The 21321-nt window shown below is 64.4% G+C and carries 18 protein-coding genes; 8 read left to right on the top strand and 10 right to left on the bottom strand.

Features of this window, described 5'->3' with window-relative positions:
* Positions 1 to 19: 19 nt before the first annotated feature.
* On the bottom strand, positions 20 to 2047 hold the full coding sequence (locus NUU27_RS20080) for a long-chain-fatty-acid--CoA ligase (protein ID WP_257763981.1): 2028 nt from the start codon (positions 2045 to 2047) through the stop codon (positions 20 to 22).
* Positions 2048 to 2366: 319 nt separating this feature from the next.
* A complete protein-coding gene (locus tag NUU27_RS20075; RefSeq protein WP_257763980.1) occupies positions 2367 to 2918 on the bottom strand; it encodes a DUF924 family protein in 552 nt (183 codons plus the stop codon).
* A 226-nt stretch (positions 2919 to 3144) separates the two neighbouring features.
* Here NUU27_RS20075 and NUU27_RS20070 point away from each other — a divergent pair, with 226 nt between their 5' ends.
* The 5 genes from NUU27_RS20070 to NUU27_RS20050 all read left to right on the top strand — a co-directional run bounded on the left by NUU27_RS20070 (position 3145) and on the right by NUU27_RS20050 (position 8506).
* Positions 3145 to 4740 (top strand): ABC transporter substrate-binding protein, encoded by a 1596-nt coding sequence (locus tag NUU27_RS20070; RefSeq protein WP_257763978.1) that lies wholly within the window; start codon positions 3145 to 3147, stop codon positions 4738 to 4740.
* A gap of 162 nt (positions 4741 to 4902) precedes the next feature.
* Positions 4903 to 5907, top strand: coding sequence for an ABC transporter permease subunit (locus NUU27_RS20065; RefSeq protein WP_257763977.1), 1005 nt, complete (start codon positions 4903 to 4905; stop codon positions 5905 to 5907).
* Between the two features lie 10 nt (positions 5908 to 5917).
* Entirely contained in the window at positions 5918 to 6826 is a 909-nt protein-coding gene (locus NUU27_RS20060; protein WP_257763976.1) for an ABC transporter permease subunit, read from the top strand.
* Between the two features lies 1 nt (position 6827).
* The gene (locus tag NUU27_RS20055) at positions 6828 to 7682 is read left to right on the top strand and encodes an ABC transporter ATP-binding protein (protein WP_257763975.1); all 855 of its coding nucleotides are present in this window, start codon (positions 6828 to 6830) and stop codon (positions 7680 to 7682) included.
* Complete coding sequence (locus NUU27_RS20050) at positions 7679 to 8506, top strand: ABC transporter ATP-binding protein (RefSeq protein WP_257763974.1); 828 nt, start codon at positions 7679 to 7681, stop codon at positions 8504 to 8506. Before NUU27_RS20055 ends, NUU27_RS20050 begins: the two co-directional genes overlap by 4 nt.
* Before the next feature lie 226 nt (positions 8507 to 8732).
* Here the strand turns inward: NUU27_RS20050 and NUU27_RS20045 are convergent, their stop codons facing one another.
* The 8 genes from NUU27_RS20045 to NUU27_RS20010 form a co-directional block, all read right to left on the bottom strand.
* Positions 8733 to 9170: a universal stress protein gene (locus tag NUU27_RS20045; protein ID WP_257763973.1), complete on the bottom strand. Its 438-nt coding sequence runs from the start codon at positions 9168 to 9170 to the stop codon at positions 8733 to 8735.
* 9 nt (positions 9171 to 9179) lie between these two features.
* Complete coding sequence (locus NUU27_RS20040; RefSeq protein WP_257763972.1) at positions 9180 to 10463, bottom strand: TRAP transporter large permease; 1284 nt, start codon at positions 10461 to 10463, stop codon at positions 9180 to 9182.
* A gap of 14 nt (positions 10464 to 10477) precedes the next feature.
* Complete coding sequence (locus tag NUU27_RS20035) at positions 10478 to 11071, bottom strand: TRAP transporter small permease (protein ID WP_257763971.1); 594 nt, start codon at positions 11069 to 11071, stop codon at positions 10478 to 10480.
* 104 nt (positions 11072 to 11175) lie between these two features.
* On the bottom strand, positions 11176 to 12195 hold the full coding sequence (gene dctP, locus NUU27_RS20030; RefSeq protein WP_257763969.1) for a TRAP transporter substrate-binding protein DctP: 1020 nt from the start codon (positions 12193 to 12195) through the stop codon (positions 11176 to 11178).
* A 439-nt stretch (positions 12196 to 12634) separates the two neighbouring features.
* Positions 12635 to 14275, bottom strand: a complete 1641-nt coding sequence (locus NUU27_RS20025; RefSeq protein WP_257763968.1) for an ABC transporter ATP-binding protein — start codon at positions 14273 to 14275, stop codon at positions 12635 to 12637.
* 1 nt (position 14276) lies between these two features.
* The gene (locus NUU27_RS20020; RefSeq protein ID WP_257763967.1) at positions 14277 to 15407 is read right to left on the bottom strand and encodes an ABC transporter permease; all 1131 of its coding nucleotides are present in this window, start codon (positions 15405 to 15407) and stop codon (positions 14277 to 14279) included.
* The gene (gene oppB / locus NUU27_RS20015; RefSeq protein WP_257763966.1) at positions 15400 to 16317 is read right to left on the bottom strand and encodes an oligopeptide ABC transporter permease OppB; all 918 of its coding nucleotides are present in this window, start codon (positions 16315 to 16317) and stop codon (positions 15400 to 15402) included. Before oppB ends, NUU27_RS20020 begins: the two co-directional genes overlap by 8 nt.
* Positions 16318 to 16388: 71 nt before the next feature.
* Positions 16389 to 17975: a peptide ABC transporter substrate-binding protein gene (locus NUU27_RS20010; RefSeq protein ID WP_257763965.1), complete on the bottom strand. Its 1587-nt coding sequence runs from the start codon at positions 17973 to 17975 to the stop codon at positions 16389 to 16391.
* 392 nt (positions 17976 to 18367) lie between these two features.
* On the opposite strand from NUU27_RS20010, the gene NUU27_RS20005 reads away from it, so the two are divergent.
* The 3 genes from NUU27_RS20005 to NUU27_RS19995 are packed head-to-tail and all read left to right on the top strand — an operon-like array spanning position 18368 to position 21293.
* A complete protein-coding gene (locus NUU27_RS20005) occupies positions 18368 to 19078 on the top strand; it encodes a glycosyltransferase (RefSeq protein WP_257763964.1) in 711 nt (236 codons plus the stop codon).
* Positions 19079 to 19091: 13 nt separating this feature from the next.
* Positions 19092 to 20465, top strand: coding sequence for a Mur ligase family protein (locus NUU27_RS20000; RefSeq protein WP_257763963.1), 1374 nt, complete (start codon positions 19092 to 19094; stop codon positions 20463 to 20465).
* Between the two features lie 21 nt (positions 20466 to 20486).
* The gene (locus NUU27_RS19995; protein WP_257763962.1) at positions 20487 to 21293 is read left to right on the top strand and encodes a glycosyltransferase family 25 protein; all 807 of its coding nucleotides are present in this window, start codon (positions 20487 to 20489) and stop codon (positions 21291 to 21293) included.
* Positions 21294 to 21321: the final 28 nt, after the last annotated feature.

Raw genomic sequence — 21321 nt, 5'->3', positions numbered from 1 at the left:
AGCGCCGGGCACAGAGCGTTCAGCGCAGGTCCTTGCGCAGGATCTTGCCGACATTCGATTTCGGCAGCTCGTCGCGGAACTCGACATATTTGGGGCGCTTGTAGCCGGTGAGGTTCTCTTTGCAGAACTTCAGCACGTCAGCCTCGGTCAGCGCCGCATCCTTCTTCACCACGAAGAGTTTCGGCACCTCGCCCGAATGCTCGTCGGGAACCCCGACAATGGCCGCTTCCAGGATGCCCGGGTGGCCGGCGATCACATCCTCCACCTCATTCGGGAAGACCTTGAAGCCGGAGACGACGATCATGTCCTTCTTGCGGTCGACGATGGTCACCTGCCCGTCCTCGGCCATGGTGCCCATATCCCCGGAGCGGAAGAAGCCGTCCTCGGTCATCACCTTGGCCGTCTCGTCGGGACGGTTCCAGTAACCGGCCATCACCTGCGGCCCGCGGATGCAGATCTCGCCGACCTGGCCATAGGGCACGTCCCTGCCCCTGTCGTCGCGGATCGTCACGTCGGTCGAAGAGATCGGCAGACCGATCGTTCCGGTGAACTCTTTCGCGTCGAAACGGTTGACAGTCGCCACGGGCGAGGTTTCCGACAGGCCGTAGCCCTGCGAGATCACGCAGCCGGTAAGCTTCTGCCAGCGCTCCGCCACCGCGCGCTGGACCGCCATGCCGCCGCCGAAGGTGACGATCAGGTTCTTGAACGACAGCTTCTGGAAGTCCGCATTGTTGAGCAGCGCGTTGAACAGCGTGTTGAGGCCCGGGAAGATGTGGAAGTCGTAGTTCTGCAGCTCCTTCACGAAGGCCGGGATGTCGCGCGGATTGGGGATGAGCACGTTGTTGCCGCCGAGCTTCATGCCCATCAGCGCGTTCACCGTCAGCGCGTAGATGTGATAGAGCGGCAGGACGCAGATCAGCACCGGCGCTTCCGGCCTCGGCCGGTGGATATAGGCGCTGCGGAACCAGAACTCGTTCTGGACGACGTTGGCGAGCACGTTGCTGTGCAGCAGCGTCGCTCCCTTGGAGACGCCGGTCGTGCCGCCCGTATATTGCAGGAAGGCGTTGTCGGTCAGGGCGATGGAGACCTCCTTGAAGCCGCGCGCGGCCCCCGTCTTCAAGGCATCGTTGAACGCCACATGGCCGGGCAGCGACCAGGCGGGCACCATCTTCTTCACCCGGCGCACGACGAAATTGACGACGAAGCCCTTGAGGCCCATCAGGTCGCCCATCGAAGCCACCACCACATGCTTGACCGGCGTCTTGCCGGCCACCGCCTGCAGGGTGTGGGCGAAATTCTCCAGGATGACGATCGCTTCCGCACCGGCGTCATTGAGCTGATGCTGCAACTCGCGCGGGGTGTAGAGCGGGTTCACGTTGACCACCACATAGCCGGCGCGCAGCACCGCCATCATGGCCACCGGGTATTGCAGCACGTTCGGCATCATCAGTGCGACACGCGCGCCCTTCTCCAGGCCAACCGACTGGAAATAAGCCGCCAGATGCGCCGAAAGCCGGTCGAGCTCGCGGTAGCTCAGCGCCTTGCCCATGCATGTGAAGGCCGGCCGGTCGCCATAGCTGCGGCATGCGTCGACCAGGAGATCGGTCAGCGACGTGTAGGGAAAGTCGCCGATCTCTGCCGGAATGTCGTCCGGATAGTGGTCGAGCCACGGACGCGCCAGCGACGGCTTGCTGCCGTTTGCGGCCTTGGCCGTCGCCTTCGTGGTTCTCGGCTTTGCAGCGGCAGCGGTCTTTTTCGGCGCCGCCTTCGGTGTCTGCGCCTTTGCAGCGGCGGCCTTGTCGGCCTTCGCCTTGGCAGCCGTCTTCTTGGCCGGCTCTGCCTTGGTCGTCGTCTTTGCCGCCGCCGCCTTCGGTGCCTGCGCCTTCGGGGCCGCGGCCTTGTCGGCCTTCGCCTTGGGAGCCGTCTTCTTCACGGCCGTTGCCTTGGTGGCGGTCTTTGCCGCCGTTGCCCTCGCCTTCGTCGCGGTGCCGCTGCGGCCTGCCGTGTCGTTGCCCGTTGCGGCGGGCGCCTTCGTGGTCTTTGCCAACTGTTCCTCCCAGACAGAAAAACAACTTATAACGTTTACGTTCACGTAATACCAGATGCGACGACGGCTTTCAAAGCCGTTGCTGCCGGACGTGGAGCAGGGTCATGCAACGCCTCCCGATGGTCCGATCCAAGATAACGGGTGGATAAAGAGTGGGTCTTATCCACTGGAACGGTTGCAGTGTATTGCGACACGGCGAGGAGCGGCAAGGGGCGTGTATGCGCCAGGGTCGGGACCTACGAACGCGGCCGGCCATTGCGGCCGGATTCATGGGCCCTGGCTCCCGGCCGGCGCCGGGCGAGCCCCGGCGACAGGGCATCTACTGCCCGTAGCCTGCATGCCCTTCGAGGAAGGCTTGCTCCTCCTCGCTGCTCGTCCGGCCCAGCACACGGTTGCGATGCGGAAAGCGGCCGAAGCGGGCGACGATGTCGCGGTGCTCGATGGCGTATTTGAGGGCATCCTCGTTGCCCAATCCCTTGAACAGCATGACGGCGCGCTCCTGGTCGGCAAGCACCTCCGAATGCATGTAGGGCATGTAGAGAAACTGCCGCTCGGCTTCCGTCATCCCTTCGTCGAGGCCCTTCTCCACCGCGTTGCTCGCCACGCGCATCGCCAGTTCGTCGGTCGCGAAAGCGGCGGCCTGGCGGCGGAACATGTTGCGCGGGAACTGGTCGAACACCAGGATCGCGGCAAGGGCCGCGCGCGGATCGGACAGGGCGGCCTGCGGCAATTCCTGTTTCAGGCGTTCATGGAGCGGCAGGAAACGGTCAAGAATGGCGGCGTCGGTCGCATTGTTCGGTTCGAACCAATCCTGCGGCGTGAGCTCTCCGAACCAGAACTTCAGCACATCTTCCTGCCACGCGCCACTCATGCGGGTTCCTCCTGAACAATGGTCTTCAGGTCGATATGGGTCCTGCCCGACCCATTCTGCAAGTCCGCGCACCAGCAATTTGTTGCGTCTGGAAAGGCGATCATGACCGAAAATTGCATTTGCGGCGACAACGTGGCAAGGGGAGTTCCCTCCCAGGTGGAACTTTGCTTATATGCTCGCTTCCAGGGCCTCGGCAGCAGGCTCACGACAATTCAGGGAGTCATCAATGAAAAAGAAACTGACCCTTGCGGCAGCGCTTACGGCCGCCACGGTGCTCAGCGGCGCGGCGAGCGCGAAAACCTTCGTGTATTGTTCGGAAGGATCGCCCGAGGGCTTCGACCCGGGCCTCTATACGGCGGGAACGACTTTCGACGCGGCCGCTCACACGGTCTACAACCGCCTGCTCGAGTTCAAGCCCGGCACGACCGAGACCGAACCGGGCCTCGCGGAGAGCTGGGAAATCTCCGACGACGGTCTCGAATACACGTTCAAGCTGCGTCCCGGCGTCAAGTTCCAGACCACCGACTTCTTCACGCCGACGCGCGACCTCAATGCCGATGACGTGATCTTCTCCTTTGAGCGCCAGCTCAAGGCCGATCATCCCTGGCACCAGTATGTCGCCGGCGCGGCGTGGGAGTATTTCAACGGCATGGGCTTCCCCGATCTCATCGAGTCGATCGAGAAGGTCGACGACATGACCGTCCGCTTCAAACTGAAGCAGAAGGAAGCGCCGTTCCTCGCCAATGTGGCGATGCCCTTCGCCTCCATCGTGTCGAAGGAATATGCCGACAAGCTCGAGGCCGACGGCCAGATGCAGACGCTCAACCAGCAGCCGCTCGGCACCGGCCCCTTCGAATTCGTCGCCTACCAGACCGACGCCGTGATCCGCTACCGCGCGCATGACGACTACTGGGGCGGCAAGCAGAAGATCGACGACCTGGTCTTCGCCATCACCACCGACGCCTCGGTGCGCTACCAGAAGCTGAAGGCCGGCGAGTGCCACCTGATGCCCTTCCCGAACGCCGCCGACGTCGCCGAGATGAAGGCCGATCCGAACCTGAAGGTGATGGAGCAGGAAGGCCTCAACGTCGCCTATCTTGCCTACAACACCACGCAGGAGCCGTTCGACAAGGTCGAGGTGCGCAAGGCGCTCAACATGGCGATCAACAAGGAAGCGATCGTCGACGCCGTGTTCCAGGGCCAGGCGACGCCGGCCAAGAACCCGATCCCGCCGACCATGTGGTCCTATAACGAGGCGATCGAGGATGACGCCTACGATCCGGAAGCGGCCAAGAAGATGCTCGAGGAGGCCGGGGTCAGCAACCTTTCCATGAAGGTGTGGGCGATGCCCGTGGCGCGGCCCTACATGCTCAACGCGCGCCGCGCGGCGGAGCTGATCCAGTCCGACTTCGAGAAGATCGGCGTCAAGGTCGAGATCGTCACCTATGAGTGGGCCGAGTATCTCGACCGCTCCAAGGCCAAGGACCGCGACGGCGCCGTGATGCTCGGCTGGACCGGCGACAATGGCGATCCGGACAACTTCCTGCACACCCTGCTCGGCTGCGACGCCGTGGGCGGCAACAACCGCGCGCAGTGGTGCAACGAGGAGTTCAACGATCTCGTCCTGAAGGCCAAGGCCGCCACCGACCAGGCCGAGCGCACGAAGCTCTACGAGCAGGCTCAGGAGGTCTTCAAGCGCGAGGCTCCGTGGGCGACCCTCGACCATTCGCTGTCGGTGGTGCCGATGCGCAAGGAAGTCGAGGGCTTCCACCAGAGCCCGCTCGGCGACTTTGCCTTCGAAGGCGTCGACCTGGTCGAATAAGAACCCCGAAAAGCAACGATCTGGAGGCGCGCCGGGCGACCGGCGCGTCTCGTTTGCATTAACCGCCAAGAAGCGCTTTTGTAGACGGGACCAATACCGGGAGAGACAGCTATGGCTGTCTCCCTTGGTATAAACCTCCAGCCGCCGGAGATCGAACCCGCTATGCTTCGATTCATCCTGGGACGGCTTGCCGTCCTGATCCCCACCTTCATCGGTGTGTCCATCATCGCCTTCGCTTTCATTCGCATCCTGCCGGGCGACCCGGTGATGCTGATGTCGGGCGAACGCGTCATGGCGCCCGAGCGCTACGAGCAGATCAGCCGCCAGCTCGGCTACGACAGGCCCCTGCCCGTGCAGTATTTCGACTATCTGACCGACGTCCTCAGCGGCGATTTCGGCAATTCGATCGTCACCCGCCGTCCGGTGCTCGACGATTTCCTGACGCTGTTCCCGGCGACGCTGGAGCTGTCGCTCTGCGCCATGTTCCTGGCGATCCTGATCGGCATTCCGGCGGGCGTCTTCGCCGCTATCAAGCGCGGCTCGGCCTTCGACCAAACGATCATGGGCACCGCCCTCGTCGGCTATTCCATGCCGATCTTCTGGTGGGGGCTGCTCTTGATCATCCTGTTTTCCGGCACGCTCGGCTGGACGCCGGTTTCGGGGCGCATCTCGCTGCTCTACTTCTTCCCGCCCGTGACCGGGTTCATGCTCATCGACTCGCTGCTGTCCGGCCAGGCCGGCGCCTTCAAGTCGGCCCTGTCGCATCTCATCCTGCCGTCCATCGTGCTGGGCACCATCCCGCTTGCGGTGATCGCCCGGCAGACGCGTTCGGCGATGCTCGAGGTGCTCAGCGAGGACTATGTGCGCACGGCGCGCGCCAAGGGGCTCTCGCCCTTCCGCGTCATCGGCATCCACGCGCTGCGCAACGCCTTGATCCCGGTGATCACCACGATCGGCCTGCAGGTGGGCGTGATGCTCGCCGGCGCCATCCTCACCGAGACCATCTTCTCCTGGCCGGGCATCGGCAAGTGGATGGTCGATTCGGTGTTCAAGCGCGACTACCCGGTGATCCAGAGCGGTCTCCTGATCATCGCCGGCGTCATCATGCTGGTGAACCTTGCCGTCGACCTGCTCTACGGCCTCATCAACCCGCGCATCCGGCATTGAGGAGGTCACCATGACTGATGCAGCTTCCACCACTGCCAGGATGCAGGACCCTTCGCGCCGGGCCCGGCTCGCCGAGTTCTGGTATTACTTCTCCGAGAACCGCGGCGCCGTGATCGGCCTGTGGGTGTTCATCGTGCTGGTCGTCCTGGCGCTGGCGGCGCCCCTGATCGCCCCGCACGCACCCAACGCGCAGTATCGCGACGCCATCCTCGTCCCGCCGTTCTGGGAGACGGGCGGCCGCGCGGCATATCCACTGGGCACCGACGCGGTCGGCCGCGACATCCTCTCGCGTCTGCTCTTCGGCGCCCGCTATTCGCTGTTCATCGGCGTCGTCGTCACGCTGCTGGCGCTGACGACCGGCATCGTCATCGGCACCATCGCCGGCTATTTCCGCGGCTGGGTCGACACGGCGATCACCCGGCTGATGGACATCATCCTGGCCTTCCCGTCCCTGCTCCTGGCCCTGGTCCTGGTGGCGGTGCTCGGGCCCGGCCTGACCAATGCCATGATCGCCATCGCGCTGGTGCAGCAGCCGCATTATGTGCGCCTGACGCGCGCCGCGGTGATGACGGAGAAGAACCGCGACTACGTCACGGCGGCGCGCGTCGCCGGAGCCGGCAATCTCAGGCTGATGTTCAGGACCATCCTGCCCAATTGCACCGCACCGCTGATCGTCCAGGCGGCGCTGTCCTTCTCGACGGCGATCCTCGATGCGGCGGCGCTCGGCTTCCTCGGCATGGGTGCGCAACCGCCGACGCCGGAATGGGGCACCATGCTCGCCGAAGCGCGCGAGTTCATCCTGCGCGCCTGGTGGGTGGTCACCTTCCCCGGCCTCGCCATCCTGATCACCGTGCTGGCGATCAACCTGATGGGCGACGGTCTGCGCGACGCGCTCGACCCCAAGCTGAAGAGGTCGTGACATGGCACTGCTTGAAATCGAAAACCTGACCGTCACCTTCGAGACCGCGAGCGGCCCGCTCAAGGCCGTGGACGGCATCTCCTTATCGGTGAAGGAGCGCGAGGTGCTGGCGATTGTCGGCGAATCGGGCTCCGGAAAGTCGGTCTCCATGCTGTCCGTCATGGGGCTCCTGCCCTGGACCGCGACGGTGAAGGCCGACCGCATGGCCTTCCAGGGCCGCGACATCCTCGGCCTGTCGCCCGCCGACCGGCGGCGGATCATCGGCAAGGACATCGCCATGATCTTCCAGGAGCCGATCGCCAGCCTCAATCCCTGCTTCACCGTCGGCTTTCAGATCGAGGAGGCGTTGAAGCAGCATATGGGACTGCACGGACAGGCGGCGCGCAGACGGGCCGTCGAACTGTTCGAGGCGGTCGGCATTCCCGACCCCGAAGACAGGCTTGGTCATTTCCCGCACCAGATGTCCGGCGGCCAGTGCCAGCGCGTCATGATCGCCATGGCCATCTCCTGCAACCCGAAGCTGCTCATCGCCGACGAGCCCACCACGGCGCTCGACGTGACCATCCAGAAGCAGATCCTCGATCTCCTGATGCGGCTGCAGGCCGAGCAGGGCATGGGGATGATCATGATCACCCACAATATGGGCGTGGTGGCGGAAACGGCCGACCGCGTCGTGGTTCAGTACAAGGGCAGGAAGATGGAGGAAGCCGACGTGCTTTCGCTGTTCGAGACGCCGCAGCATCCCTACACCAGGGCCCTGCTTTCGGCCCTGCCGGAAAACGCCACGGGCGACCGGCTGCCGACCGTCTCGGACTTCGCCATCGAGGACACGCCCTACACGGGAGCAAGCGCATGAGCGACATCGTGCTGGAAGCCCGCGGCATCGTCCGCGACTACCATATCGGCGGCGGCCTGTTCGGCAAGCCGCGCACCGTGCATGCGGTCAAGGGCGTCAGCCTCAAGGTGGAGCAGGGAAAGACGCTCGCCATTGTCGGCGAGTCCGGCTGCGGCAAGTCCACCCTGGCGCGCATTATCACGATGATCGACGAGGCCACGGCGGGCGAGCTGTTCATCGACGGGGAAAAGGTCGACATCTCCTCCGGCAGGCTGTCGCCGGAGATGCGCCGCCGGGTGCAGATCGTGTTCCAGAACCCCTATGGCTCGCTCAACCCGCGCCAGAAGATCGGCGATGTGCTGATGGAGCCGCTGATCATCAACTCGGACGTGCCCGCCGCCGAGCGGCGCGAGCGGGCGATGACGATGCTCACCAAGGTCGGGCTCAAGCCGGAGCATTTCAACCGCTATCCGCACATGTTCTCGGGCGGCCAGCGGCAGCGCATCGCCATCGCGCGGGCACTGATGCTCAACCCGCGCCTGCTGGTGCTCGACGAGCCGGTCTCCGCGCTCGATCTGTCCGTGCAGGCGCAGGTGCTCAACCTGCTCGCCGACCTGCAGGACGAGTTCGGCCTCACCTATGTCTTTATCAGCCACGACCTGTCGGTGGTGCGTTACATCGCCGATGAAGTGATGGTGATGTATTTCGGCGAGGCGGTCGAATACGGCACGCGCGACGAGGTGTTCTCGAACCCGCAGCACAGCTACACGAAGACGCTGTTCGCCGCGACTCCGCGCGCCGATGTGGAGAGCATCCGCAAGAGGCTGGCGAAGAAGGCGGCTTAGGCCCGGACACAGAGAGAAGCAGACCGCGCCATCATCGATCGTTGAGGCATGGATCCTCGGGTCGGGGCCCGAGGATGACGAAGATTGAGGTGCTGTTGTAAATCACCATGGTCGGTGGTTGCCACCGTCCTGCCATACGGTTCGTCATCCTCGGGCCCCGACCCGAGGATCCATGCCTGAACCTTGGAAATTGCCCGCCAGCATCCTGTAGGTGCCGGTGCAGGACCTACACCACCATCACCGGGCAGTCCGCCAGGCTCGTGACCTTGTGCGAGACGCTGCCGAGAAGATAGCCCTCCAGGTCTCCCAGCCCGCGGCTTCCGAGCACGATCAGGTCGACCTCCCGCTCCTTGGAGAATTTGACGATCGTGCGGGCCGGGGGGCCGTTGCGGACGAACGAACGCGGATTCTGCGCGCCCATCTCCAGCGCCGCCTTCTTGGCCGTGTCGGCGATGTCCTTGGCGTGCTCGCGCATGACGTCGTCGAGGTTCTGCGGATCGTCCGGGCGGACCATCGACATCGATGCCTCCAGCAGGCTGTGATGGCGGAACACGGTGAGCGTCATCAGCTCGGCCCCCGTCATCTTCTGCATCTCGACGGCCAACTTCAGCGCCCGGAGCGCGTTTTCCGAGCCGTCGACGGGCACGAGGATTCTCTTGAACATGGCTGCCTCCTAACGGAAGGCGAGATCGCGCAGGAACAGGGCGATCTGCGGGAAGAAGATGAGGGCGGCCGAGACGCCGACCAGGATCAGCGTGAACGGCGCGATGCCGCGCACCACGTCGACATAGGGCCGCTTGAAGATGGCGATGGCCGTGAAGATGTCGCAGCCGAAGGGCGGCGTTGCCGAGCCGATCGCCACCTGCAGCGTGACGATGGTGCCGACGAGGACCGGATCCAGCCCGACCGAGTCCACCACAGGCGCGAAGATCGGCACCAGCACGAGGATCACGACGATCGGATCGACGAACATGCAGCCGACGAAGAACGACACCGAGATCACCGCCAGCACCATCTTCGGCCCCATCTCATCGATGCCGATCGAACCCAAGATCTGCTGCGGGATCTGCCCGAAGGAGATGACCCAGGAGAAAGCCGCGCCGGCGCCGACGAGGATGAAGACAACCGCCGTGATGAGCCCCGTCGACTTGGCGATCTTGTAGATGTCGACCAGGCTGAGCGAGCGGAACACGATGAATTCGAGGATCAGCGCGTAGAGCACGCAGGCCGCCGCCGCCTCCGTCGGGCTGAAGATGCCGCCATAGATGCCGCCGACGATGATGACCGGAAAGCCGAGCGGCCAGATGGCCAGCCGCACTGCCTCCAGGCGCTCGCCCCAGGAGGCCTTCGGCTCGGTGGGAACGCCCTTGATGGTCGCGTAGACGATGCTGTAGGCGGAGAACAGGACCAGGAGCAGCAGCCCGGGCCCGACGCCCGCGATGAACAGCTCCGAGATCGAGGTCGAGGAGATGACGCCATAGATGATCATGCCGATCGACGGCGGGATCAGGAAGGCGATGTCGCTGGCGTTGATGATCAGCGCCAGGACGAAGGAATCCTTGTAGCCCGCCTTCAGCATGCGCGGCCTGAGCGGCGAGCCGACCGCCACCACCGTCGCCTGGGTGGAGCCGGAAACGGCGCCGAACAGCGTGCAGGCAGTGGCAGTGGAGACGGCGAGGCCGCCTTTGATGTGGCCGATGAACTTCATGACCATGTCGATCAGCCGCCCGGCGGATTCGCCGCGCGTCATGATGTCGGCGGCCAGGATGAACATCGGCACGGCGATCAGCGAGGCCGGCCGGATGCCGGCCAGCATCTGCTGCACCATGAAGTCCATCTTGCTGAAACCGCCGAACAGCTCGTAGAAGCCGTACATCGCCCCGAGCAGAAGCGGGATCATCATCGGAAAGCCGATGAGCAGCAGGGCGATCATGATGGTGGAGATTTTGAGTGCCATTGCCGCTGCCCCGCTCAGATCTCGATTTCATCTTCTTCATATCCCTCCAGCACATGGGTGGAGAGATAGATGTCCTTCTGGACGACGTTCTTCACCGCGGTCAGGGCGTATTGCACCCCGGTGATGAAGAAGCCCACCGGAACCCACAGGTAGATCCAGTAGACGGGGAACTGCATGGCCGGCAGGATCCGGCCCGACTTCGCCACCTTCATGATGTAGGTGATGGAGAAGTAGAACAGCGCGAACATCACCGTCGCCGTCACCAGAGCGATGACGATCATCAGGACCTTGCGCGTCTTCGCCGGCAGGGCGTCGTAGACGGCCGACATGCGGATATGACGGCCATGCCGGGCCGCATAGCCGATGCCGGCGAAGGTGATCAGCACGATCAGCGTCCGGTTCAGCTCCTCGGTGAAGAAGATGCTGTGCTGGAAGATGAAACGGCCGACGACGTTGGCGACCGTGTTGGCGGCCATGAGGATGACGCCGACCGCCAGGATGACGGATTCGACACGGCTGATCGCCGTGTCGAGCGCCCCCAGCGCACCGGGGAGCGTCGACGCGTAGGCCGTTGCGGGTGATTGTTCAGTCTCGTTGGCGCTGCCCATCTCGTTCCCCTCGACTTGTCGGCTCTCCCGCGGCGCGCCGCCGGCGGCCACGGGAGGGCTCTTGAGACCTTTTGCTGGTCCGTCGATTGCAAAAGTTCGGGCGGCTACTGGGTAGCGGCCTGGAGATCCGCCTTCATCTGGTCGAGGATCTTCTGGCCGCTGTCGCCGGTCATCTCGATGAACTTCGCCTCGACCTCGGCCGCCGCCTCCTTGAACGGGGCGCGCTCCTCCTCGGTCAATTCGACGATGTTCATGTCGGGCTTGGCCTGCTTGATCTTGTCGAGCGATTTCTCGGTCAGACCCTTCTGGTATTCGAGGATGTGCTCGAAGGCCGCCTTCGTGGCGTCCTGGATCACCTTCCGATCCTCTTCGCCCAGGCCGTCATAGAACTCCTTGTTGGCCATGACGGCGGTGGTGAAATTGTTGTGGCCGGCGAAGGTGATGTAGTCGGTGACCTCGTACATCTTGGTCGACTCGACCCAGAACATCGGGTTCTCCTGGCCCTGGATGATGTTGGTCTGCAGCCCGCCATAGACCTCGCCCCAGGGCAGCGGCGTCGGCGTGGCGCCAAATGCCTGGTAGCTCTCGACCAGCAGCGGATTGGTCATCACCCGGAACTTCACCTCATCGAGATCGGCGGGAGCCCGCACCTCCCGCTTGGTGTTCATCACCACCTCGCCCTCGGGGAACATGGTAAGAAGCTCGAGGCCCTGGTTGGCGTAGAGCTCCGGGAACATCTCGTGGATCGCCTTCGAGTTGCGGAAGAAATCGCCGAGCTGTTCGGATTCGGCCGGCAGCAGGTAGGGCACGAAGAACACCTGCGCCTCGGGGATCAGCGCGCCGGTGAAACCCGGCGACTGGTCGACGAACTGCAGGATGCCGGCCTGCGCCTGTTCCATGATGTCGGCGGATTCGCCCAGGGTGCCGAACGGGAAGAGCTGGATCTCGTGATCGGAATTCGCCTCGACCTCTTCCTTGAACTTCTGGGCGAACACGCCCTGCACGTCGGTCATCGCCTCCTCGAAGGCGTATTTCCAGGTTTCGGCCTGGGCGCCGGCGGCACCGGCGATGAAAATGGCCGCGCCGGCAAACCCGGCCAACAGACGTTTCTTGATGGATTTCATGATCTTCTCCTCTGTCGGTCTGCTTTTTTGTCGTTGAAAAAATAGCCATGCCCGGGCCGCTTCACCGGCCGCGGGTGAAATCTTCAGGCGTGCGTCGTCAACGAGCCGGGAGCCAGCCCGGAACGGTCGCTATGCCGCGCAAGCGCGCTTTGGCGGGGGATTTTTCGCGACGAAGGGCGCCGCGAGGCAAGAGCATGCGGGAGTCGGCAGTTGCGGGACCGGTCACGACCGACGCCGCATTCGCGCCGCCGCACCACAAGGATGCAGACGAATCGCCAGCGTCGTTCATTCCGGATGCTGCCAAGCGCCTCTCCCTGCTCGGTATCGTTCGGTCGACGCGCCAAACGTGAAACAGATAGCCGGCAGAGTCAAACCGATTGTGTCAACTGCAGGATGTGGCTCCCGGGGCGTGCCCGCCCCGGGGACCGGGAAGCGGCGCTTACATGCGGATCGCGGCCCGCCGGCTCAGCACCCGCTTCAGGTCGAAGGCGGCCTCCATCAGCTCCTTCGTGTATTCGCTGCGCGGATTGTCGAAGACCTCGCCGGTCGGGCCTTCCTCGACCACCTGCCCCGATTTCATGACGATGGCATAATCGGACAGGGCCTTCACCACGGCCAGATCGTGGCTGATGAAGATGAAGGACAGGTCGTGGGCGTCCTGGATGTCGCGCAGCAGCGTGATGATCTGCTTCTGCACGGAGCGGTCGAGCGCCGAGGTCGGCTCGTCGAGCACGATCACCGTTGGTTTCAGGATCACCGCCCGGGCGATGGCGATGCGCTGGCGCTGGCCGCCGGAGAACTCGTGCGGGAAGCGGTTGCGCATCGAGGGGTCGAGCCCGACTTCCGACAGCGCCTGCATGGCACGCCGCTCGCGCTCGCGCGCCGACAGGCCGGGCTCGTGCACCAGCAGCCCTTCGGTGACGATCTCGCCCACCGTCATGCGCGGGCTCAGCGATCCATAGGGGTCCTGGAAAACCATCTGCAGGTTGCGCCGGTAGGGGCGCATGGCCGCCCGGTCGAAGCCCTGGATCGGCGTGCCCTGATAGACGACCCGTCCTTCCGAGGGCAGGAGCTGCAGCAGCGCGCGACCCAGCGTCGACTTGCCGGAGCCCGATTCGCCGACGATGCCGATCGTCTGCCCGGCGCGCAGCCGCAGCCCGACATTCTGCACGGCCCTCACCTCGTAGCCGGCGCCGGAGAAGAAACCGCCTCTCACGTGGAAGGTCACGGTGACGCCGTCGGCATCGAGCAGGATCGGGCGGTCGTCGCCGACCGGCGGCTTGTGGCCTTCCGGCTCGGCGGCGAGCAGCATCTTCGTGTAGTCCTTCTGCGGTCGCTCGAAGATGTCGGTCGTCTCGCCGGTTTCCACCACCAGCCCCTTCTGCATCACATAGACGCGGTCGGCGAAGGCCTCGACGATGCCGAGGTCGTGGGTGATGAACAGGATCGCCATGCCGAGCTTCTTCTGCAGCTCGGCGAGCAGGCCGAGAATCTCGGCCTGGATCGTCACGTCGAGCGCCGTGGTCGGCTCGTCGGCGATCAGGAGATCGGGATCGTTGGCGAGCGCCATGGCGATCATCACGCGCTGGCGCTGGCCGCCCGAAAGCTCGTGCGGATAGGATTTCATCCGCCGCTCGGGGTCGGGAATGTGCACCAGCTTGAGGAGCTCGAGCGCGCGCTTGCGGGCGGCTGCCGCCGACAGGCCGCCATGCACGCGGATCGGCTCGCAGATCTGCCGCTCGATCGTGTAGAGCGGATCGAGCGACGTCATCGGCTCCTGGAAGATCATGGTGATCCTGGCGCCGCGGATCCTGTTGAGCCTGGAGCGCGGCAGGCCGATCAGCTCCTGGCCGCGGTAGGAGACGGAGCCGGACACGGAACCATTGCTGGCCAGAAGCCCCATCGCCGCCATCATGATCTGGCTCTTGCCGGAGCCAGACTCGCCGACGACGGCAACGGTCTCGCCGGCGTTCACATGCATGTCCACCCCGCGCACCGCCTCGACCGCGCCGTCGGGCGTGTCGAAGGTGACCCGGACATCGCGGATGTCGAAGATCCGTTCGGACGTCTGCGTTTTCATGTCAGCGGTCCTTCGGGTCGAGCGCGTCGCGCAGGCCGTCGCCCAGGAAGTTGAGCGCGAACAGCAGCGCCGTCAGCGCCAGCGACGGATAGAGCAGCATGTAGGCCGCGCCACGCATGTTGCGCGCGCCCTCGGCGATCAGCACGCCGAGGCTGGTCAGCGGCTCCTGCACGCCGAGGCCGAGGAAGGACAGGAAGCTTTCCAGGAGGATGACCTTCGGCACGAGCAGGGTCATGTAGATGATGACCGGGCCCAGCGTGTTGGGGATGATGTGGCGGCGCAGGATGCCACCCGAGCCGACGCCCAGCGCCTCCGCCGCCTGCACGAATTCGCGGCGGCGCAGCGCGATCGTCTGGCCGCGCACGATGCGCGCCATGTCGAGCCACTCGACGGCGCCCACGGCAACGAACATCAGGACCACGTTGCGGCCGAAGAACACGACGAGCAGGATGGCGAAGAAGGTGAACGGCAGTGCGTAGAGGATGTCGACGAAGCGCATCATCAGATTGTCGACGCGGCCGCCGAGGAAGCCCGCCGTCGCGCCGTAGAGGACGCCGATCAGCAGCGCCACCCCGGTGGCCAGCGCGCCGATCATCAGCGAGATGCGGATCGAGATCAGCACGCGGGCGAACAGGTCGCGGCCGTTGGCATCGGTGCCGAAGAGGAAGCGCAGGCGCTGCACATCGGCTTCGATGACGATCGCTTTCCCGTCCTGCGACTGCTCGACGACCCGCGCGTTGGAGAACAGGTCTGAGCGGTCCAGATAGCGCGTCACGCGCGGATCGATCTCGCGCGCCGACGTCGCCTCCACATGCAGCGTGCTGCCGTCGATCTCGATCGAGCCGACCTCCAGCCGGGCGCGCGCCAACGCCTGCTCGGCCAGCGGCACGATCTCCGCCTCAAGCGGATAGGGCTCGAGGCTCGCTGGCACCTTGACGAAATCCGAATAGACGCGCGCATAGGGGTGCGGCGCCAGCATCGGCCCGAAGATGCCGGCCAGGACGAACAGGATCAGGACGACGAGGCTGACCATGGCGGCGCGGTTGCGGCGCAGCCGCATGAAGGCCGTCGCCCACAGCGACCGGCTCCTGGTGGTCGGCGGCACGCCGGTTCCGGTTGCGATGTCAGTCATAGCGAACCCTCGGGTCCAGCGCCGCATAGAGCAGGTCGACGATCAGATTGAAGATCACGACGAAGACGGCGATGATGATGACGGTGCCCATGACCAGCGTGTAGTCGCGGTTGAGCGCACCTTGGACGAAATAGCGGCCGATGCCCGGCAGGCCGAAGATGGTCTCCACCACCACGGAGCCGGTGAGCAGCGCCGCCGCGGCGGGTCCCAGATAGGAGACCACCGGCAGACAGGCGGCGCGCAGCGCGTGAACGACGACGATCATGCGCGTCGGCAGGCCGTAGGCGCGCGCCGTGCGCACGTGGTCGGAGCGCAGTGCCTCGATGGTCGATCCGCGGATGAGACGGGCGATGATGGCCACCTGCGGCAGCGCCAGCGTGATGACCGGCAGGATCATCGATTGCGGACTGTTCCAGCCGCCGGCCGGCAACAGGCTGAACCAGACGCCGAAGATCAGCGACAGGAGCGGCGCGACGACGAAGTTCGGCACGGTGATGCCGAAGGTCGCCGTGGCGATGACGCTGTAGTCGATCCAGGAATTCTGGCGCAGCGCGGCGATCGTGCCCAGCAGGCAGCCGATCACCAGCGCCAGGAGCAGCGCCGTGGCGCCGAGCTGGATCGACACCGGCAGGCCGTTGCCGAGCAATTGCTGCACCGAGAAATCGCGGTAGATGAAGCTCGGCCCCAGATCGCCGCGGGCGAGATTGCCGAGATAGTAGAGATACTGCTCCCAGACCGGCCGGTCGAGATGGAAGACGCGGTTGAGGTTCTCGAGCACCTTGGCTTCCAGCGTCCTTTCACGGTCGAAGGGACCGCCCGGCGCCACGCGCATCAGAAAGAACGCGAAGGTGATGATCAGGAACAGGGTGGGGATCGCGCCGAGAAGACGGCGCACGGCGTAACCGAGCATCGGCACCAACTCTCATGTCGGTTCGATGTCGCCCGGCAGCGGCGGCCGGGCGGCAATATCGAACGCAGTTGTTACTCGCTGATGCTCATGTAACGCGTCCCATGGACGTTCTGGATGTTGTCTTCCCAGCCTTTGAGCTTGGGCGACACCAGCGACAGGGACGAGTAGAAGAGAAGCGGGATATACGGCGTGTCGCGCACGAAGACCGCCTCCGCCTCGCGCAGGGTTTCGGCGCGCTTGACGAGATCGTTCTCGGCGGCGGCCTTGTCCATCAGGGCGTCGTATTCGGGATTCTTGTACTTGGCGTAGTTGAAGCCCTTGTTGTCGCTTTCCAGCAGGAACAGGAAGTTCTGCGGATCGGAGTAATCGCCGATCCAGCCGGCACGCGCCACCTCGTAGTCGCTCGTGTCGCGCAGATTGGCGTAGTGGGCCGAAAGATCGCGCACATTGAACTGCACGTCGACGCCGATCGCTTTCCACATGTCGGCAATGGCGGTCGCGGTGTTCTTGTGGTTTTCCGAATTGTTGTAGGAGATCTCGAGCTTGAGCGGCTTGTCGGGGCCGTAGCCGGCTTCCTTCATCAGCTCGATCGCCTTGTCCTCGCGGTCGAGCAGCGACGTGTCGGCCCAGTCGTACATGGCGCCGCCGCCCTCGTAATTGCCGATGCCGGGGGGCACCAGCGAATAGGCGGGCAGCATCGCGCCGGCCCAGATCTCGTCACCCAGGAACTGGCGGTCGATCACCATCGACAGCGCCGTGCGCACCTTCGGATCCTTCAGGTCGTCCTTTTCGGTGTTGAGCGCGTAATAGTAGGTGCCGAGATAGGGCGAGATGCGCACCTGGTCGCCGAGGCGCTCCTTCATCGACTTGATCTGCTCGGTCGGCAGGTCGGAGCAGCTCATCACCTCGCCGGCCTCGAAGCGGCGCACGCAGGTGGCGCGGTCCTCGAAGGGGATGTACTCGATGCGGTCGATCTGCACATTGGCCGCGTCGTGGAAATTCTCGTTCTTCTCCATGACGATCTTGTCGCCGGGCGTGAAGGAAACGAGCTTGTAGGCGCCATTGGTGACGAGGTTCTCCGGCTTCACGAAATCCGTGCCGTGCTCCTTCACGGCGCCCGGATTGACCGGCAGGCCGGTCTGGTGGGTCAGGAGTTCGAGGAAATAGGGCGTCGCCTGCGCGAGCGTGATCTCAAGCGTCTTGTCGTCGACCGCCTTCACGCCGAGCTCCTCGGGCTGCATCTCGCCCTTGTTGATCGCCTCGGCATTCTTGATCGGATAAAGGATGTTGGCGTATTTCGCACCCGTCTCGGGCGTCATGATGCGTTGCAGCGAGAAGACGAAATCCTCGGCCACCACCGGATCGCCATTCGACCATTTGGCGTCCTCGCGCAGCTTGAACGTGTAGATGGTACCGTCGTCCGACACGGTCCAGCTCTCGGCCACGCCCGGGATGATCTTCGCCTTGGCGTCGTAGACCACCAGGCCCTCGTAGAGATCGCGCATCAGGTGGGCTTCGGCGACCAGCGACGTCTTGTGCTGGTCCAGCGTTTCGGGATCACCGTCATTGCCGCGAACATAGGTGATGGCAGAAGCAGCGCCTGCCACGGAAACCAGCATCGCGCCCGCAAGCAGCGGACGGATCAGTGCTTTCAACATTTTCCCGCACTCCCATTGTTTTTCTTTCCATCCGATCGGACGGAGGGTGGAGGCGGCATTTGGCAATGAAACGCAGACCCCGTCAAACGCTTTCGAGTCCGTTTCTTCACGCTTGCACGAAATGCGCAACAAACCCGGTGGCGATGCAATATCAGCCGAAAGAAAATTACCGGGTATGCCTTACGGCCCCAAGGTCAGCAGGAAAACTTACCCAACGGAAATGCATTTGTTCATCGAGGGATAGAAAAGTTCTTTCCCACAACAAGTATCCTTGCCCAAAACGAGCCATGTCGCAAATGCAGGGGTCGGCGCTCGCCAAACTGGCTCGTGATGATTAGCCGTGTTAACAATAACCGTGTAATCAGTCGGCCTGTTTCGGGGGAGGGCCGCGCGTGAAGATACCCAGAGAACTGGGACATATATGGATCGGGCCAAAAAGGGCGCCCGAAGCCTGGATGCAGAGCTGGATCGAGCGGCATCCGGAGTGGCATTATGTCCGATACGGCAATGATTTTCTGAAGACCGGCCGCTTCAGGACCCGCCGCCAGATCGACGAATACATGAAGCGCGGATGGTATGCCGGCGCGGCCGATCTGCTGCGCTACGAGATCCTGTTCGAGCGCGGCGGCTACATGGCCGGTGCCGACAGCATCTGTGTCCACCCGGTTGACGAGCTGTTCGAAGACGACGGGACGCTCTACACGGTCTATGAAAACGAATTCCTGCGCGGCCAACTCGTCGCGCCGATCGTCGCCGCGACCCCGCAGCACCCGTTTGTCGACCTGATCCTCGGCATTCTCGAAAAGGTGCCCCCGGCCGAGCTCGACCATCCCTGGCGGCAGACGGGCAATCTCTTCATTGCCGAGCTCATCGAGAAGCACCGGCCTGACATCATCATCTGGCCGTCCCACACGCTGATCCCAGAGCATTTCACGGGGCGGAAATACAGCGGGCCGGGCAAGATCTACGCGCATCAGGTCTTTGGCGAGACGACCGGGGCCTATGCGTTCTCGTCCCTTTTCGATCGCCTGGCCGAGGTGCGGCGGCACCTCTACGCCTCACGGGCGAGAAAGCGACTGAGGGCGGCGAAGAAGGCGCGCTGAGGGAGGAGCGGGGGTGAGCGCAGGGATCAGGAAGATTGCACGCAGGCTGCGCGAGGCAAGCCGGCCCTGGCGCCGCCGCTACAGCCTCCGGTCCGCCGCCCGACGGGCCGGCTTTCTCGCCGCCCTGCAGCTTGCCCGCCTCAACAGGCGGCGCCTGCGGGCAAGGATCGTCGCCGTAACGGGCAGCTCCGGCAAATCGACCACGGTCTCGCTGCTGTCGCACATTCTGCAAAGCGGCGGGTCGGTGCACACGCAGGTCCTGGAGAACACGCTTCCCATATTGCCGCACACGCTCAACAGCGCGCCTGCGGGAACGGATTTCCTCGTCGCCGAGCTCGGTGTGACGAAGGTCGGCAGCATGGCGCCGATGGCGCGCCTGCTGCGCCCGCACGTCGCGGTGGTCACCAAGATCGGCCTCGAGCACTATTCCTCGTTCCGCAGCAAGGAGACGATCGCCGCCGAGAAGGGCGTCCTGGTCGAAGGGCTGCCGGACACCGGCATGGCGATCCTGAACGCCGACGATCCGAATGTCATGGCTATGACCGGGCGGACCCGTGCCACGATCGTCACCTTCGGGTGGTCGGACCGGGCCGACTACCGGGTCATCGCCTGCGAACTGGTTGCGCCGGCCCGTCTGCATATCCGCATCGATTGTTCGCACGGCTCGTTCGACATCACGGCACCGTTCATCGGCAACGAGTTCTGGCTGGCAACGGCGGCGGCCTTCGCGACGGCGGTCGAACTCGGCGTCGCTCCGGCTGACGTGGTGCGGGCATTCGTCGATTTCACGCCCTTATGGGACCGCTGCACCATCCTGGCGACCGACGGTGGGCCGCGCTTCATCATAGACACGGTCAAAGCGCCGAACGAAAGCATACCGGCGGCGATCGCCCTTCTCGACGGCATCGAGGCGCCGCGCAAGCGCGCCGTCATCGGCCATATTGCAGACTATTCCGGCAATCCGAAGAAGCCCTACCGAAACGCCTATGCATTGGCCCGCGCCGCGGCGGATCAGGTGATCTTCGTCGGCGACAACATCCACCGGTCACAAGCCCCCGACGAAGAGCGGCAAGCCGGCATCTATGTCGGGCTTGCGACCACCCGGGAGGCGGCCGACCACATCAGGAACACGGCGGAGCCGGGTGAGCTGATCCTGCTCAAGGGCGCGCGCAACTATCACCTGGAGCGCATCGCGCTCGCCTGGACACGGGAAGTCCGCTGCTGGGAGCAGGTTTGCGGCCTGAGCATGAGCTGCCTGCAATGCGGAATGGTCGAGGTCCCGTACAAGGAGCACCGCGGGCTGCGCCGCGCCGCCCGGCGCGGGAAATGGGCCTTCTGGCGCCGCGGGCGACGAGGGGACGAGCCGCGGAACAGGGGCCGGGAATGAGGGAGAAGCGGGTGGGGCACCATGGGACACACGATTGACGGCCCGTCGGAACGGGCCGACCTCTGCGCCTATATCCTGACGGTCGAGACCGAGGAGAGCCTGCGCCGGCAGCACGCCGAACGCGAGATGTCGGCGCTCGGCATCGAGCGGGAATTCGTGCAGGGCTTCCGGAAGACGGACCCCTCTCTCGGCGAGCATTATTCCGAAGTCATGAACCTGCTCCTGCACAAGCGCTCGCTGACGGCCGGCGAAATCGCCGTCTATGCCGGCCATCGGCGCATCTGGCGCCGGATCGTCGAGAGCGGCCGGACATGCGCTCTCGTGCTGGAGGACGACTTCCGGGTTCTCGACCGGGACCTATTCCTACGGTCGATCGACGACCTCATGGCGCATCCGGGAGACTGGGATCTGGTCAAGTTCTTCGACTACAAGCCCAAGAGCGTCGTGGCCTCGGTGCGGATCGGCTCGACCACGGCCGTCGCCCACAAATATCCGGCCTCCGGCGCGGTGGCCTATCTGATCGGCGCCGACGCGGCGCGTGCGCTCCTGCAGCGCAAACGCATCTTCCGCGCCGTCGACGAAGATTTCTCGCATCCCTGGGAGTTCTCGATCCGCGTCTGGTCGACACAGCCGAACACCGTCGCAGAAGCGAGCGATGCGCTCGGCGGATCGATCCTGGCGGAGGACCGCCAGGCCGTGCGGCGGAACCGCAAGATCCTGCGATCGCTTTGGGGAAACGTCCTGCAAGGCACGAAGCTGGCGCGGTCGCTTCTTTACCGGCACGGATTGCGGGCCGGCCGGCGGTCGTTGACGCATCGGCCGCTCTAATTTTTCGGAATCGATCGCATCGCGATCT

Origin of the sequence: Nitratireductor sp. ZSWI3 (assembly GCF_024655565.1) — a bacterium.
Taxonomy (GTDB): domain Bacteria; phylum Pseudomonadota; class Alphaproteobacteria; order Rhizobiales; family Rhizobiaceae; genus Nitratireductor.
Note: the sequence above shows the minus strand (reverse complement) of the source record. Positions and strands in the feature narration are given on the sequence as shown.